The following is a 15,602-nucleotide window of genomic DNA, read 5'->3' as shown; positions in this document are numbered from 1 at the left end:
GGGTACTCTTATTGTTCCAAGGCTTGCTGAACGACTTTTTTGGCGTTCGCGGCAAGAAGGTGATCCGGCTGAATGGAAAGTGCCTGTTCAAAACATTCCATCGCCTTGTCCGCATCATTCAAATGTCCTGCATAGGCCACACCCAGATTATAAAAAGCATCGGCATGATTCGGATCAAGTTCTATTACAGTTTTTAACTGGTTAATTGCTTCTTCCAGTACGCCCGCTCGGGCCAAAGCAAGTCCATATTGAAAAATTGCCTCTGGATCTTTCCTGTCCAACTCCACACTTCTTTGCAAGTAAGGAAGTGAAAGCTCGCTTCTCCCCATATTCACAAAGCACATTCCGAGCATATAGTGCACATCGTTGGACTCTTGTCCAAGAGAGATGGCTTTTTGAAACATATTCGCAGCTTCCCGGTATTTCTCCTGCTTAAAATATAAATTCCCAAAACAGTAATACACCGCAAATGCTTGTTCATCGAGTTCAACAGCCCGTTTTAAAAATTGTTCTGCCCGCGCAAACTCGTTCAACGATAGAAGAACGTTGGCAAAATTAACGTAAGCCACAGCATTCTTGGGATTTTCCTCTATAGCTTCTGTAAACATTTGAACCGCTTTTTCAAGCTTCCCTTCCTGTAAGTACTCAATGCCCTTTATATTTTTATCCATAGGTCACACTCCAAGCGTTTACAATCTTCATAAAGTGATGTACCCCTGTCACTTTGCTGACAGGGGTTTTTCAATCAGCCCACATACGTAAGCTGGCGATCGTTCCGATAAATCTTATCAATCGTTCCACCGCCCAGACACACTTCCCCATCATAAAAAACGACGGCCTGTCCAGGAGTTACAGCCCTTACCGGTTTTTCAAATAGCACTTTTGCCTCCTCGCCCGGCAAACGGACTACGGTTACATGTTCATCCGGCTGGCGGTAACGGAATTTAGCCGTGCAAGAAAATTCCCCGGGCTTTTCAATGTCGGATATCCAATTGACATCAACGGCCAAAATGGCATCCGAATATAATGCGGGATGATGAAAGCCTTGTTCAACGTATAGCACATTCCGTTTTAAGTCCTTACCTACGACAAACCATGGGTCGCCCGCGCCTCCGATGCCTAATCCGTGTCTTTGCCCGATTGTATAATACATTAAACCGTCATGGGTGCCGACCTTTTTACCATCCAATGTTTCCATATTTCCTTTTTGAGCGGGGAGGTAACCGCTAAGGAATTCTTTAAAGTTCCGCTCACCGATAAAGCAGATGCCGGTACTGTCTTTTTTTTCAGCGGTGGCCAAACCAGCTTTTTTGGCCATTTCTCTTACTTCTTTTTTATTCAGCCCGCCTAGTGGAAACATGACTTTTTGCAATTGTTGTTGGCTGAGCTGGTTCAGAAAATAGGTTTGATCTTTATTTTGGTCAATTCCCCTAAGCATGACGACTTCATCGCCCCTGCGCTCTACCCGGGCATAATGTCCGGTTGACAAATAATCTGCCCCTAGTTTCAGGGCGTGATCCAAAAAGGCTTTAAATTTAATTTCCTTGTTGCACATGACGTCCGGATTAGGTGTCCGGCCCGCCTTATATTCATCAAGAAAATAAGTAAATACTTTATCCCAATATTGTTTTTCAAAATTCACTGCATAATACGGGATGCCGATTTGATTGGCAACCCTGATGACGTCGTTGTAATCCTCCGTCGCGGTACATACGCCAAATTCATCGGTGTCGTCCCAATTCTTCATAAAAACACCAATGACATCATAACCTTGCTCTTTTAACAAAAGCGCCGCTACCGATGAGTCGACACCACCTGACATACCGACGACGACGCGTGTATCTTCCGGCGCTTTATTCATTCTAATACTTCCTTTCAATCAGAAAGAAGCTTGCGGACGATTTCCGCTGTTTTTTCGGCCGCTTCTTTCACTTGTTCTACCGTGTTTCCCAGTCCAAAACTAAATCGAACTGAATTATTGACTCTATCACTTTCCTTGCCAAACATGGCTGTAAGCACATGGGACGGGTCAAGCGTCCCGGCTGTGCACGCTGATCCACTTGAAGCGGCGATGCCTGCTAAATCAAGATTTACCAGAAGCGGCTCGACATCCGTTCCTGGAAAGCTGACATTCAAAACATGTGGTACGGACTGTTCCAAAGATCCATTAATGAAAAAATCGATCCCTTTCACTTTGAAGGTTTCCACAAAACTGTCCTTCAAATGTCTGTAATGAGCAATTCTTTCATTCAAAGAATGACCAGCAATCTTAGCGGCCTCGGCAAACCCGGCAATAGAAACCAGATTTTCCGTGCCAGGGCGTTTTTTTTGCTCCTGTTCTCCTCCATATTGCCTCGGAATCAAGCGGCTTCCCGATTTTACATACAGAAAACCGACGCCCTTCGGCCCGTTGATTTTATGGGAAGATGCTGATAAAAAATCTACTTGAAGTTCGTTTACATTGAGCTTTTCCGTCCCATAAGCCTGTACAGCATCCGTATGAAAATATGCTTGATGGCCAGAAAGGATCGCTCCGATTTCTTTTATCGGCTGAATAGTTCCCACTTCGTTATTGGCAAACATGATCGTGACTAATATGGTGTCATCACGAAGCGCTTTTTTAACATCTTCAGGGTGGATCATCCCGTTTATATCGGGATCAAGATAAGTGACGTCAAATCCTTCACGTTCCAAAAACTTACAGGCATCGAGTACAGCATGGTGCTCAAACGATGTTGTAATAATGTGCTGTCCTTTTTCCCGGTTTGCCAATGCCGCACCTAAAACAGCCAAGTTGTCGGATTCTGTACCGCCGCTTGTAAAGATGATTTCTTTCACATTCGCGCTAATTGTTTGCGCGATCACCATTCTCGCTTCATCCAAAATACGACGCGCTTCCCTTCCCGGTGTATGGATGCTTGATGGATTTCCGTACACATCTTTCATCAGTGTGAACATCTTCTCTGCCGCTTCGGGATGGACAGGCGTCGTTGCCGCATGGTCCAAATAGATCATTTTATTCATTCGCTCTCACCAGTTTCAATATTAAATATAAAACATATAAGGCTGTACATCGTTATCTTCTCGATGATTTGCCAAATCTTCCACCGTTGTGTGGTCAAGCACATCTTTGACCGCATCCCGGATCCTTATCCATAGTTCTCTTTTGGCCGGCTCCTCATCCTCTATGCCTTCAACCGGGCTGATAGGCCCCTCCAGCACTCTGATAATGTCTCCGGCCGTTATTTCTGACGGTTCCTTGGCGAGTATATAGCCTCCATAAGCTCCTCTGACGCTCTTTACCAGTCCCGCATTCCGAAGCGGGCCCGCCAACTGTTCTAAATAGTGTTCTGAAAGATTATGGGCCTGGGCGATCGATTTTAAAGAAATCGGCCCTTGGCCGAATTTTTTGGCGAGTTCGATCATAATCGTTAATCCGTAACGCCCTTTTGTCGATATTTTCATAAACTTGCACCTCGTTTTATTTCTTCCATCATTTGTATTTCTGATTTTTTATATACCCATTTGTTTGTCAGTGTACGACATTGCGGCAAAGCAATACCAATAAATGTCCCGACAGCCAAACTGAAAACGATCGTACCAATAAACACGGGTCCACCCAGCAGCCAGCCCATGATTAAAACGACGACTTCCATAAAGCGTCTCGCGTTGGATACTTTCCATTTCGTTTTGGCCGTAAGAGCGAGCATAAAACTATCCCTTGGGCCAGCCCCGAGTTCAGCAGATAAGTACATCCCCATCCCGTAGGAGTAAATGATCATTCCCACAATGAACATGATGATTTTTCCCATCCAGCCTTGTGGCTCTGTTAAAAAAGGAAGCATCATCAACATATCAATATAAAGACCAACGAGAATCATATTTAAATAAGCCCCAAGCTTGGGCCACTCACGCATCATGATTCCAGAGGCTCCTAAAATCGCAAATCCCACAATAACGCTCCACGTTCCAATCGAAAGCCCCAATTGATAATAGAGGCCGACATGAAGCACGTCCCACGGTGAAGCTCCAAAGTCGGACACAATGATTAGTACGATCCCTAACGACATAATGAGAAGTCCGAACGTAAAAATGAAAAAACGGGCGAGCAGATGATCTGATTTACGCATATACCGAAACCCCTTTGCATTGCTCCATTATATCATAACCAATATTCAATATGCATATTTGGCGGTGATTTGATATGATAGAAATATCGAAAACAGAACGGGAGTTTGGAGTGGATAATATGAGTACACAGCCATTGGCCTTTCGAATGAGGCCTCGTGAAATCACAGAGGTAATCGGACAAGAACATCTTGTCGGCGAAGGAAAGATCATCGCCAGAATGGTAAAGGCAAAACAGTTGTCCTCCATGATTTTATATGGCCCGCCCGGGATCGGTAAAACATCAATTGCCAATGCGATTGCCGGAAGCACCAAGTATGCGTTCCGATCCCTAAACGCCGTTACAAATAACAAAAAAGATATGGAAATCGTTGCGGCCGAAGCGAAAATGAGCGGAAAAGTCATTTTGCTTCTTGATGAAGTGCACCGCTTGGATAAAGCAAAACAAGATTTTCTTTTGCCATATCTCGAAAATGGCATGATCATACTAATTGGCGCAACAACAAGCAATCCATATCATGCGATTAATCCGGCCATCAGAAGCCGTTGCCAAATCTTTGAGCTTTTTCCTTTAACAGAACAGGATATGAAGAAAGCATTGCATCAGGCGCTTCATGACAAAGAGCGAGGACTCGGCCAATATGATATTTCCGTGAATGATGATGCCTTGAATCACTTTGCCGCCGCCTGCAACGGTGATGCAAGAAGTGCCTTGAATGCACTCGAGCTTGCCGTTCTTTCGACGGAGCCTTCCAACGACGGCGTCATCCATATCACACGCGAAATCGCTGAGGAATGCCTTCAGAAAAAAAGCCTTGCCCATGATAAAAATGGCGATGCTCACTATGATGTTTTAAGTGCTTTGCAAAAATCAATTCGGGGAAGTGACACAAATGCCGCCCTGCATTATTTGGGCAGATTGATCGAAGCGGGTGATTTGCCGAGCATTTCCAGAAGGCTCCTTGTCATTGCCTATGAGGACATCGGCCTTGCCAGCCCCCAAGCGGGCCAGAGGACATTGGCTGCTATTATGACGGCCGAAAAAATCGGCTTCCCCGAGGCGAGAATCCCGCTCGCCAATGCAGTAATTGAATTATGCCTATCCCCTAAATCAAATTCCGCCTACAAAGCTATTGATGAAGCTTTGCAAGATATTCGGACGGGAAAAAGCGGTGAAGTGCCGCTTCACCTGAAAGACGCCCATTATAAAGGGGCGAAAGCTTTGGGACGGGGTCTGGATTATAAATATCCGCACGATTACGAATCGGGCTGGGTAAAACAGCAATATTTGCCGGACAAACTAATGAATAAAACATACTATAAGCCAAAAAAGACAGGAAAGTTTGAACAAACTCTCGCGACCATATATGAAAAAATTAATAAAGCCTAAACGGGACGCTGTTGCTTGACGTCCCGTTTCATTTTTTTATTTTTACCCATCATGAACCCGATGAATGTGAATGTCCTTTAATAATTGCCGGACAACGTAACTGGCCATGATTAACCCTACTGTCGACGGTACGAACGCATTGGAAGAAGGGGGCATTTTAGCTTTTCGAATATCTGATTGCTCATTGCCTACCTCCTCAAGTACCTCTTCCCGTGCTACGATGGGACTTTCATCAGAAAAGACGACCGGGATCCCTTTTTGAATCCCTTCTTTTCTAAGCCTTGTCCGAATGACCTTTGCAATCGGGTCCGTATGTGTGTCTGAAATATCCTTAATCATAAATCTTGTTGGGTCCATCTTATTCGCCGCACCCATACTGGAAATCATAGGCACATTCCTCTTTAGGCACTCTTTCATTAAATGGATTTTATAAGAAATTGTATCTGAAGCATCTACAACAAAATCTAATGGCTGCTGAAAAAATTTTTCATACGTTTCTTCCGTGTAAAACATATTTAAGGCGATAACTTCACATTCAGGATTGATATCTTTAATCCGCTCTTTCATTAATTCTGCCTTGGACTGCCCCACCGTTGATAAAAGAGCAATAATTTGCCTGTTTACATTCGTAATATCCACAACATCTTTATCAACCAAAATTAATTTCCCCACGCCGGACCGTGCCAACGCTTCTGCTGAAAAAGACCCTACCCCGCCAATTCCCAAAACGGCAACGGAACTGTTTTTTAAAATATCAAGCCCCTCTTTGCCGATGGCCAATTCATTACGGGAAAACTGGTGCAACATCATCATCAACTCCAATTGTATAGAACTCGGAATAAGAATAATGGAAAATCGGTTTGCTGGCAAGAAAATGAGAAGACGGTATTGATTCAAAACAAAAAAGCCCGTCTGTCTATATGGGCTAGATGTATTATTTCCAAAAAATCTGTTGAACCAAACTAATCTCCTTTAACCCTTTCCCGCGTCTGAATGCCGCCCCCGCTAGCGGCTGGGAAATTGCCTATTATTCTCTGCAATAAAAAACAACCGGCAAGGCTTCTTACCGGTTGCTGATCTTTTTCCATATAAAACGAAAAGTCCCAATCGTGCCGTCTTTGAATCCTTTGTTTTGAACCCGCTCTCGGCAGGTGGGTGCCCTGTTCCAGGCTTCAAGCTTCCTTTTCACAAAGGCTTGCCATCAGCCGGGAAACGCCAGGCTCCCGTATTTAAAACTTGTCGGTCAAAACGATAAGGTATGGAGACGAACACATCAGGACTTTCCTTGTTGAATAAATACTAACACAGGGCTTTAAATATATCAATTAAAAACAAATGGGAAATGTGTCATCTTCTAGTCCGAAACCTGTTTTTTCACAAGCCATAAAATCAATCCTGGCTGGACATTCCCTTCATTGCGTTCTGTTCTCTTTTCGTTTCAAGCTCTTGAATGGCATGCTGATCCAACTGCAAATGCAACTCTGCCAACTGATCACCGCTTACCTCATCTGGTGCTTTCATGAGCAAGTCGCTGGCGCTGGCCGTTTTTGGAAAAGCAATCGTATCACGAAGGCTGGCCCGACTAGCAAGCACCATTACCATCCGGTCAAGACCAAGGGCAACACCACCGTGCGGGGGTGTTCCATACTCAAATGCTTCCAACAAAAAGCCAAACTGCTCTTTTGCCTCTTCATCTGTAAAACCGAGCACTTTGAACATTTTTTCTTGTACATCCCGTTCAAAAATCCGCAAAGAGCCTCCGCCCAGCTCATATCCGTTTAATACGAGGTCATAAGCATGGGCGCGAACTCGGGCTGGATCTGTTTCCAAAAGAGGCAAATCTTCCCGTACAGGCATTGTAAACGGGTGGTGTGCGGCTGTATAACGCTTTTCATCTTCGTTATACTCTAGGAGCGGCCAATCCGTTACCCATAGAAAATTGAATTTCGTTTCATCAATGAGATTCAATTCTTTGCCCAATTTCAATCTAAGAGCACCGAGTGAATCAGCTACAATGTCGCGTGTATCCGCCACATACAGAATTAAATCTCCGACTTCAGCTTGAAGCGCAGCCGTCAATTGTCCCGAAATATCTTCGTCAAAAAACTTGGCGATTGGACCCTTTATCCCGTCGTCTTCCACTTTCATCCACGCGAGCCCTTTAGCCCCGTATCTGCCTGCGTATTCTCCGAGCGCATCAATATCTTTTCTGGAATACTTTTCGGCACCGCCTTTGACGACGATTGCTTTTACTTGTCCTCCTTTTTGCACTGCACCGGCAAACACTTTAAAATCGGAGTGTTTGACGATCTCCGAGACATCGGTCAACTCCATGTCAAACCGTGTATCCGGTTTGTCCGAACCGAATCGCGCCATCGCGTCGTCATACGAAATTGTTGGAAATGGGGTGGAAACGTCGATTCCCTTTGCCTTTTTCATTACCTGGACCATCATTTTTTCAACCATGGCCATAATCTCATGCTGATCCTTAAAACTTGTTTCGATGTCCACCTGCGTAAACTCCGGCTGACGATCTGCCCTTAAATCCTCATCCCGAAAACAGCGGGCAATTTGATAATATTTATCAAATCCACTTACCATCAACAGTTGTTTAAAGATTTGCGGTGACTGGGGCAGCGCATAAAATTCTCCTGGATGAACTCTGCTTGGAACAAGGTAATCCCTTGCACCTTCTGGTGTGCTTTTTGTCAACAACGGTGTCTCGATTTCCAGGAAGCCTTCATCATTTAAAAAGCCGCGGATTGTATTGGTCACATCATGGCGCAATTTAAGTACGTCAAACATTTCCGGACGACGCAAATCCAAATAGCGGTACCGCAGGCGAATATCTTCTGCAGCTTCCGTATTGTCTTCAATCATGAACGGAGGGGTCTTCGCCTTGTTGATGATGGTCACTTCTTTGACAATGACCTCGATTGTTCCTGTCTTGATTTTAGGATTAAATGTGCTTTCTTCCCTTTTTACGACCGTCCCTTTTACATCAATAACATATTCATTGCGGATCGTCTCAGCTATATGTAAAGCTTCTTCTGAAGTTTCCGGGTTAAATACGATTTGTACGATTCCCGTCCGGTCACGCAGGTCTATAAAAATGAGTCCCCCCAAATCGCGGCGCCTTTGAACCCATCCTTTTAAAACAACGGATTCTCCAATCGCGCTTTCTTCTATTTCCCCGCAATAATGCGTTCTCCCATACATACCAATGATCCTCCTTGTTAAATACCAGATTTCAATTGTTCAACCATATTTTCAAGCTCCACACTTGTTTGCTCACCAGTTTCCAAGTGCTTCAGGAGCGCTTTTCCCTCTTTTAATTCATCTTCACCAATAATGACGGCATATTTGGCGTGAAGTCGCTCGGCCGCCTTAAATTGGGCTTTTAATTTTCGGCCCATATAATCTTTTTCTGCCGAAAAACCAGCGCGGCGTAATTGCTGTAAAAGCGGGACAGCATACTCCTCCGCTTCTTCCCCGAGAGCGATGATAAAATAATCAATGGACTCCTCTTGCGGGAGGGCAACACCTTCAGCATCCAAGGCACTTAAAAGCCGCTCCACACTCAAAGCGAAACCGATCCCCGGCTTGTCAGGACCCCCGACTTCCTCTACAAGCCCGTCATATCTTCCGCCGCCGCATAAAGTCGTAATGGCACCGAACCCTTCCGCTTCACTCATAATTTCAAAAGCCGTATGGTTATAATAATCCAATCCTCTAACAAGGTTGGGATCCACGACAAAGTCAATTCCCATCCCTTTGAGCAGCTTTTTCACTTTCTCGAAATATTCGGATGAAGCTTCATTCAAATAATCAAGAATGGAAGGCGCCGTTTGCATCAACTTGTGGCCACGGTCTTTTTTACAATCCAGAATCCGGAGTGGATTCGTTTTAAGCCTTTGCTGGCAGTCTTCGCAAAATTCTCCGATATTCGGTTGAAAATGAGCAACGAGCGCTTCCCGAAGAGCCGACCTGCTTGAACGGTCGCCTAGACTATTGATCACAAGACGAAGTTCTCTCAAGCCCAGATTCCTGTAAAACTCCATCGCAAGCGAAATTACCTCGGCATCTATCGCAGGATCGTCACTGCCAATTGCCTCGATGCCAAACTGGACAAACTGGCGGTAACGTCCGGCTTGTGGTCGCTCATACCGAAACATCGGGCCAATATAATACAATTTAACAGGTTGAATCGTTTGCCCGTACATTTTATTTTCAGCATAAGAGCGGACAACGGCAGCTGTTCCCTCCGGCCTCAATGTCAAGCTCCGGCCTCCTCTGTCCGTGAACGTGTACATCTCTTTTTGCACAATATCTGTTGAATCCCCAACACTTCTTTGGAACAGCTCAGTCTGTTCAAAAATAGGCGTTCGAATTTCTTTGTATTGATACTTTTGGCAAATGTCCCTTGCCGTTTTCTCAATATACTGCCACTTTTCCACTTCTCCCGGAAGTATGTCTTGAGTTCCTCTCGGAATTTGAATACCCAAGCTTACATCCCCCTTTTACAAGTTCATGATTTTTCCTAAATAAAAATAAAAAACCCTCGGTCTCTTGTTTGAACGAAACAAGGGACGAGAGTTGTTTCCCGCGGTGCCACCCTTATAAAAGCAAAATGCTTTCACTTTCACATATAACGCCTGTTGTGCGTCCATCCCCTACTGGGCATTAATGCCGTTCGAAGCGGATTCCTACGGAGTGTCTTTCATCGGGATATTTGTGGAAATATTTTCAGCCGGGATATTTCCTCTCTGCTCAAATAAAGTTCCGATTACTCTCTCCATCATCGGTTTTTTATTTTTGAATGTACTTCTTTAATCATACGAATGCGTAAAAACTTTGTCAACAAGTTTACCCTTTGGCCAGCTTTCTTTTTAAAGCATTTCGTTCTGAATGCGATAATCCCATTTCCTGCTCTTGTTTCGTTTCAAACACCCGGTCATTTTCCAGCAAATTCTGAAAGTCAAGCCCTATGTAATGGGGTATATTGACGGAAGCGAGATGACTTTTCTCGTTTGTCCTCATGCAAAAACCTCCAAAAATGATATTATTTCTATTGTTCCCTACAGAAACATTTTCTATAATTGATAGAGAATTTCTTTTTGAATGAAAGATGGGCAAACCCCCCCTTTTTAAAAATCCTCCCTCATGAGATAATGTGGCGAGAGAGAAAGGCGGTCATATTTTGGGGAAAAAAAAGCTGTTTATGATCTTTTTACTGCTGCTCCTCCTTGCAGTTATCGTAAATCTTCCTTCCTGGATCACTGCCGACTCCATCACTATTGAAATTACCGGTGATGTCGTCAATGTACGGGAAAAGCCAGGCACTTCCTATTCAATAATTACCCAAATTAGAAAAGGAGAATCTTACACTGTTGAAAAAGAACAGGGTGATTGGTACGAAATCAAGCTGCCATCCGGACAGACGGGCTGGATTGCCAATTGGCTTGCAGTAAAACAGACTAGTTCGGAAATGCAGTCAGGTACGGTAAATGTAGATAGTTTAAATGTTCGTGCTGACGCTAACGCGAATAGTGAAATTATAGGAAAATTAAATAGTGGCGAAAAAGTGAAAATGATTCAGGAAAGCAACGGGTGGTACGAAATCTCATACAAATCCGGGTCTGCATGGGTAAATGCGCAATATATAGAAAAATCCACATCCGAAAGCAGTTCACCCGAATCAGAAGGGCGCAATATATCCATTCTTCATGATGGGACAAACATTCGGAAAAAACCGGAATTGGCATCTCCAATCGTAGACACGGCACATTCCGGAGAAGTGTATGAAGTCATCGAGGAAAAAAATAACTGGTATAAAATTGAAGCAGCCAATGGGAAAACCGGCTTTATCGCCAGTTGGGTTGTATCATCAACAAACCGGCCAGTATTACATAATAAATCGGGAGACGGGATTTCCGGAAAAACGATCGTCGTCGATGCGGGACACGGAGGAGAGGATAAAGGAGCCACCGGCAGTTCTGGCGTAATTGAAAAAAAACTCACTCTTGAAACGGCTCGACTGCTGGAAAAAAAGTTGAAAAATGCGGGAGCCAATGTGATTATGACGAGAAGCCGTGACAGATATGTTCCGCTGCATAACAGGACAAACGCCGCCATTGAAAACCGGGCGGATGCCTTTGTCAGCCTGCACTACGACAGCATAAATGACCCTGTTACCAACGGGCATACAACTTACTATCACTATGCTTACGATAAACAATTGGCCGATGTTGTTCACTCACATTTGGGCAAGGAGATCGGCTTGAAAGACCGCGGCACCAAATTTGGCAACTACTATGTGCTCAGGGAGAACAGCCAGCCCTCCATATTGCTTGAACTGGGCTATTTGAGCAACGCCTCCGAAGAGCAGACCATTAACTCCAAACGATACCGTGATACGGTTACAACGGCAATTACCGACGGCTTGAAGGATTATTTTTCCAACTAGAAGCGCCGATCAAACGATAAAATAAGAACTGACAGGGGGACCTTTGCCACCACAACAATGGGCTAAGGTCCTTTCAACTGTGCAAACGCCTGAAAGCACCGTCCCGAAAAAAGCGATCGCTTCAGATTGATGAGACCCAATCGGATACATCGCCCCCCAGATGCCTTAGCCCGCTATCGTCGGCTGTATGATCATTTTTCGGCCGTTCGGATCTCCCATCTTCTTGAATATTATTTTCGGAATATATTATCAATTCGAATGCCGCTTTTCTGATTTTTTCATCTGCTCACACATTATAGACTGCCCCGTGGATGAGCAATTCTCGATTTCCCCGGCAAACGGGCGCGATCTAAACGCTTCGATAACTGTTTTCTTGATCAATCCGTGCAATCGTGCGTCTGGACCACTGTTAATGGCCGATTTTTTGATTGAAATGCCTGGTTACCGAAGTGTAGTCCCTTGTTGACGGGTCGCTCACTTTCTGTTTGTGCCGGTATAAAAAACCCAATCATCCTGCGGGACGATTGGGTTCGCGGTGCCACACCCTTCATTATTTCTAACAGAAATGTACAAACATACAAGGCTGCTCGGTGTGAAGCTCAAGAGTCCTTTCATCATTATCAGCTCTCGAGCAATGTGACATTACTTTTTACGATTGAAAAAAATTTTTATCTATAAAATCGAAACATGTTATTCTCAACACAAATATGCGATTTGTCGATCAAAGCTATCATTTTTTCCAATGGATCATTCTTTGCATTCATTTTAAAGTGGTTCCTGATGGTTTTTTTCTAAAATCAAGGTAACTGGCCCATCGTTGATCAAATCAACTTCCATCATTGCTCCAAAAATCCCCGTTTCTACACGTACACCTTTGTTTCGCAACATTTCGTTAAATTTCTCGTATAGTCCCTTTGCGTATTCGGGTCTGGCCGCCTCACCAAAGCTCGGGCGCCTACCCTTGCTGCAATCTGCATAAATCGTAAACTGGGAAACAGATAAGATGTCGCCGGCAACATCCATTAGGGAGCGGTTCATTTTACCGGCCTCATCTTCAAACACACGCAAATTGACAATTTTATCAGCCAGCCACTCTGCCTCTTTTTCTGTATCTTCATGAGTGATGCCGACAAGCAGTACAAAACCTTGTCCAATCCTGCCTGTCGCTTCACCATCAACCATTACTTTTGCTTGTTTGCATCTTTGCAAGACAATTTTCACAATCCGTCATGCCCCTTTAATTCATGATTCTGTGAACCGCATAAATATCTGGAATTTGTTTGATTTTATCCACCACTTTATGAAGGTGGCTAATATTGTGAATCGCGATCGTCATCATGATCGTTGCCACCTTATTGCGGTCGGTACGGCCACTGATGGCTGTTATATTTGTCCTCGTGCCACTGACCGTTTGTAACACTTCATTCAGCAGGCCATGCCGGTCGTAACCAAGGATTTCAATATCGACATTGTACTCTTTTCGGGAGTTGCGATTTGTTTCCCACTCAACCGGAATGAGGCGATTTTCATCTTGATTGGCTATCATATTCGGGCAATCGCGCCGATGGACAGAAACACCTCTGCCTTTTGTAATAAAGCCGATAATTTCATCCCCAGGAACCGGATTGCAGCAGCGGGACAGACGAATTAAAAGATTGTCAGCCCCTGCCACTTTCACGCCTGCTTCATGTTTCCTCGGCCGGCCCGTCGTCTTCGTTTCAGTCACAATCTCTTTGATCGCTTCTTCTTCGTCCCGTTTTTTTCTCCATTTTTCCGTCAGGCGGTTAGCCACTTGTTGTGCCGAAACGCCGTTATAGCCAACAGCTGCGTACATATCTTCCGCCGTGGAAAAATTAAATTTGTCGGCTGTTCTTTCAATATTTTCGGGAGTCAGGATCTCTTTTAAGTCAAAGTCCAGTTCTCTGATTTCTTTTTCTATCATTTCCCGGCCTTTTATAATGTTTTCTTCTTTTCGCTGCCGTTTAAAAAATTGCTTAATTTTGTTTTTCGCCTGGGAAGTTTGGGCAAGCTTCAGCCAATCCTGGCTTGGTCCATATGAATGCTTGGATGTTAAAATCTCAACAATATCACCGGTGTTTAGCTTGTAATCCAGTGTGACCATTTTCCCGTTGATTTTTGCGCCTATTGTTTTATTGCCGATTTCCGAATGGATTCGGTAGGCAAAATCAATAGGCACCGATCCCGCAGGCAACTCAATGACATCGCCTTTTGGCGTAAATACGAATACCATGTCAGAAAAGAGATCAATTTTTAACGATTCCATGAATTCTTCTGCGTTAGCGGATTCGTTTTGAAACTCTAATATTTCCCTGAACCAGGACAGTTTTTTATCAAAGGAAGCCTGCTGATGCGGGGATTTTCCTTCTTTATAAGCCCAATGGGCAGCAACCCCGTACTCGGCGATTCGATGCATTTCAAAGGTTCTGATTTGTACTTCGAGCGGCTCCCCGCCTGGCCCAATGACGGTAGTATGAAGCGATTGATACATGTTCGGTTTTGGCATGGCGATATAATCTTTAAATCGCCCGGGCATCGGTTTCCAGCAAGTATGAATGATGCCAAGGACAGCGTAACAGTCCTTGATGCTGTTGACGATAATTCTAACAGCGAGCAAGTCATAAATTTCATTGAACTGTTTATGCTGCAGGCTCATTTTCCTGTAGATCGAATAAATATGTTTCGGTCGTCCATACAGTTCGGCTTTAATATTCACTTCTTCCAGCCGCTCTTGCATTTCTTTAATCACATTGTCAAGATACTCTTCCCGCTCAGCCCTCTTTCTTTTCATCAGATTAACAATTCGATAGTATTGTTGGGGATTTAAATATCGAAGAGAAGTATCTTCCAGCTCCCATTTTATTTTGGAAATTCCGAGCCGGTGGGCAAGTGGAGCAAATATTTCGAGTGTCTCATTGGCAATTCTTCTTTGCTTTTCCGGAGGAAGGTGCTTAAGCGTTCGCATATTATGGAGCCTGTCCGCCAGCTTTATCAAAATAACTCGAATGTCTTTTGCCATTGCCACAAACATTTTTCGGTGATTTTCAGCTTGCTGTTCTTCATGAGATTTATATTTGATTTTCCCAAGCTTTGTAACGCCATCGACAAGCATCGCCACTTCACTATCAAACTCTTCTGCCAGTTGTCGGATGGTTACTGGCGTATCTTCAACAACATCATGAAGAAACCCCGCTGCGACTGTAGCCGGGTCCATTTCCAGATCAGCCAGTATTCCTGCCACCTGGATTGGATGCACAATATATGGTTCTCCCGATTTCCGATATTGATCCTTATGAGCCAAACGAGCAAACTCATATGCTTTTTTTACAAGCATTTCATGTTCCTCGTTCAAATATTTACGTGTACGTTCTATGACGTCATCTGCGGATAAGACATTATCATTTGCCACAAGGATCACCTTTTTAATGTAAAATTTATTGAGTAGTCATTTTCTATATATTATGGTGATAGATTGGAATCTTGTAAAGTGCAACGATCCCATTTCCAGTAATTATATCTAATTATAGCGAATGTTGATGAAAAAATGATCATCATCCAATAAAAACGCAAGTTGGCAGGTCCAACACTCCTCTAGCCGGG

13 protein-coding genes, 1 other RNA gene and 1 other annotated feature are annotated in these 15,602 nt (G+C 44.1%); of the genes, 2 read left to right on the top strand and 12 right to left on the bottom strand.

All coding sequences use genetic code 11. From position 1 onward, the window contains the following. Positions 1 to 8: 8 nt before the first annotated feature. The 5 genes from NST31_RS19675 to NST31_RS19655 all read right to left on the bottom strand — a co-directional run bounded on the left by NST31_RS19675 (position 9) and on the right by NST31_RS19655 (position 4,130). Positions 9 to 671, bottom strand: coding sequence for a tetratricopeptide repeat protein (locus NST31_RS19675; RefSeq protein WP_077110560.1), 663 nt, complete (start codon positions 669 to 671; stop codon positions 9 to 11). A 74-nt stretch (positions 672 to 745) separates the two neighbouring features. Continuing rightward, complete coding sequence (mnmA, locus tag NST31_RS19670) at positions 746 to 1,861, bottom strand: tRNA 2-thiouridine(34) synthase MnmA (RefSeq protein ID WP_077110558.1); 1,116 nt, start codon at positions 1,859 to 1,861, stop codon at positions 746 to 748. 14 nt (positions 1,862 to 1,875) lie between these two features. Further along, positions 1,876 to 3,024 carry a cysteine desulfurase family protein gene (locus NST31_RS19665; protein WP_077110556.1) on the bottom strand — a complete coding sequence of 383 codons (1,149 nt, stop codon included), beginning with the start codon at positions 3,022 to 3,024 and terminating at the stop codon, positions 1,876 to 1,878. A 21-nt stretch (positions 3,025 to 3,045) separates the two neighbouring features. Next, positions 3,046 to 3,465 (bottom strand): Rrf2 family transcriptional regulator, encoded by a 420-nt coding sequence (locus NST31_RS19660; RefSeq protein WP_077110554.1) that lies wholly within the window; start codon positions 3,463 to 3,465, stop codon positions 3,046 to 3,048. Next, entirely contained in the window at positions 3,462 to 4,130 is a 669-nt protein-coding gene (locus tag NST31_RS19655) for a hypothetical protein (RefSeq protein ID WP_077110552.1), read from the bottom strand. The genes NST31_RS19660 and NST31_RS19655 overlap by 4 nt, the downstream gene beginning before the upstream one ends. A 119-nt stretch (positions 4,131 to 4,249) precedes the next feature. Here NST31_RS19655 and NST31_RS19650 point away from each other — a divergent pair, with 119 nt between their 5' ends. Further along, positions 4,250 to 5,518 carry a replication-associated recombination protein A gene (locus NST31_RS19650; protein ID WP_077110718.1) on the top strand — a complete coding sequence of 423 codons (1,269 nt, stop codon included), beginning with the start codon at positions 4,250 to 4,252 and terminating at the stop codon, positions 5,516 to 5,518. 42 nt (positions 5,519 to 5,560) lie between these two features. Here the strand turns inward: NST31_RS19650 and NST31_RS19645 are convergent, their stop codons facing one another. The 5 genes from NST31_RS19645 to NST31_RS19625 all read right to left on the bottom strand — a co-directional run bounded on the left by NST31_RS19645 (position 5,561) and on the right by NST31_RS19625 (position 10,558). Next, positions 5,561 to 6,325 carry a tRNA threonylcarbamoyladenosine dehydratase gene (locus tag NST31_RS19645; protein WP_077110550.1) on the bottom strand — a complete coding sequence of 255 codons (765 nt, stop codon included), beginning with the start codon at positions 6,323 to 6,325 and terminating at the stop codon, positions 5,561 to 5,563. Between the two features lie 289 nt (positions 6,326 to 6,614). Continuing rightward, a non-coding RNA gene (gene ssrS / locus NST31_RS19640) (6S RNA) lies at positions 6,615 to 6,801 on the bottom strand. A gap of 106 nt (positions 6,802 to 6,907) precedes the next feature. Further along, positions 6,908 to 8,737 (bottom strand): aspartate--tRNA ligase, encoded by a 1,830-nt coding sequence (gene aspS / locus NST31_RS19635; RefSeq protein ID WP_339162781.1) that lies wholly within the window; start codon positions 8,735 to 8,737, stop codon positions 6,908 to 6,910. A 17-nt stretch (positions 8,738 to 8,754) separates the two neighbouring features. Further along, positions 8,755 to 10,023: a histidine--tRNA ligase gene (gene hisS, locus NST31_RS19630; RefSeq protein WP_077110546.1), complete on the bottom strand. Its 1,269-nt coding sequence runs from the start codon at positions 10,021 to 10,023 to the stop codon at positions 8,755 to 8,757. Between the two features lie 77 nt (positions 10,024 to 10,100). Further along, positions 10,101 to 10,329, bottom strand: a binding site (T-box leader). Positions 10,330 to 10,384: 55 nt separating this feature from the next. Continuing rightward, positions 10,385 to 10,558: a hypothetical protein gene (locus NST31_RS19625; protein WP_171973848.1), complete on the bottom strand. Its 174-nt coding sequence runs from the start codon at positions 10,556 to 10,558 to the stop codon at positions 10,385 to 10,387. Between the two features lie 160 nt (positions 10,559 to 10,718). Between NST31_RS19625 and NST31_RS19620 the strand changes: the two genes are divergently transcribed. Then, positions 10,719 to 11,984, top strand: coding sequence for an N-acetylmuramoyl-L-alanine amidase (locus tag NST31_RS19620; RefSeq protein WP_083717377.1), 1,266 nt, complete (start codon positions 10,719 to 10,721; stop codon positions 11,982 to 11,984). A gap of 765 nt (positions 11,985 to 12,749) precedes the next feature. Here the strand turns inward: NST31_RS19620 and dtd are convergent. Together dtd and NST31_RS19610 are read right to left on the bottom strand one after the other, a co-directional pair. Continuing rightward, positions 12,750 to 13,205, bottom strand: a complete 456-nt coding sequence (gene dtd, locus NST31_RS19615) for a D-aminoacyl-tRNA deacylase (RefSeq protein ID WP_077110544.1) — start codon at positions 13,203 to 13,205, stop codon at positions 12,750 to 12,752. Positions 13,206 to 13,221: 16 nt separating this feature from the next. Beyond that, on the bottom strand, positions 13,222 to 15,411 hold the full coding sequence (locus tag NST31_RS19610; RefSeq protein WP_077110542.1) for a bifunctional (p)ppGpp synthetase/guanosine-3',5'-bis(diphosphate) 3'-pyrophosphohydrolase: 2,190 nt from the start codon (positions 15,409 to 15,411) through the stop codon (positions 13,222 to 13,224). Positions 15,412 to 15,602: the final 191 nt, after the last annotated feature.

The sequence above is a fragment of the Siminovitchia sp. FSL W7-1587 genome (assembly GCF_037963795.1).
GTDB classification, from domain to species: domain Bacteria; phylum Bacillota; class Bacilli; order Bacillales; family Bacillaceae_C; genus Siminovitchia; species Siminovitchia thermophila.
Note: the sequence above shows the minus strand (reverse complement) of the source record. Positions and strands in the feature narration are given on the sequence as shown.

Excerpts from the sequence above, each read along its gene's own strand:
- NST31_RS19675 (WP_077110560.1), bottom strand. The coding sequence starts at position 671 with ATGGATAAAAATATAAAGGGCATTGAGTACTTACAGGAAGGGAAGCTT.
- mnmA (WP_077110558.1), bottom strand. The coding sequence starts at position 1,861 with ATGAATAAAGCGCCGGAAGATACACGCGTCGTCGTCGGTATGTCAGGT.
- NST31_RS19665 (WP_077110556.1), bottom strand. The coding sequence starts at position 3,024 with ATGAATAAAATGATCTATTTGGACCATGCGGCAACGACGCCTGTCCAT.
- NST31_RS19660 (WP_077110554.1), bottom strand. The coding sequence starts at position 3,465 with ATGAAAATATCGACAAAAGGGCGTTACGGATTAACGATTATGATCGAA.
- NST31_RS19655 (WP_077110552.1), bottom strand. The coding sequence starts at position 4,130 with ATGCGTAAATCAGATCATCTGCTCGCCCGTTTTTTCATTTTTACGTTC.
- NST31_RS19650 (WP_077110718.1), top strand. The coding sequence starts at position 4,250 with ATGAGTACACAGCCATTGGCCTTTCGAATGAGGCCTCGTGAAATCACA.
- NST31_RS19645 (WP_077110550.1), bottom strand. The coding sequence starts at position 6,325 with ATGTTGCACCAGTTTTCCCGTAATGAATTGGCCATCGGCAAAGAGGGG.
- aspS (WP_339162781.1), bottom strand. The coding sequence starts at position 8,737 with ATGTATGGGAGAACGCATTATTGCGGGGAAATAGAAGAAAGCGCGATT.
- NST31_RS19625 (WP_171973848.1), bottom strand. The coding sequence starts at position 10,558 with ATGAGGACAAACGAGAAAAGTCATCTCGCTTCCGTCAATATACCCCAT.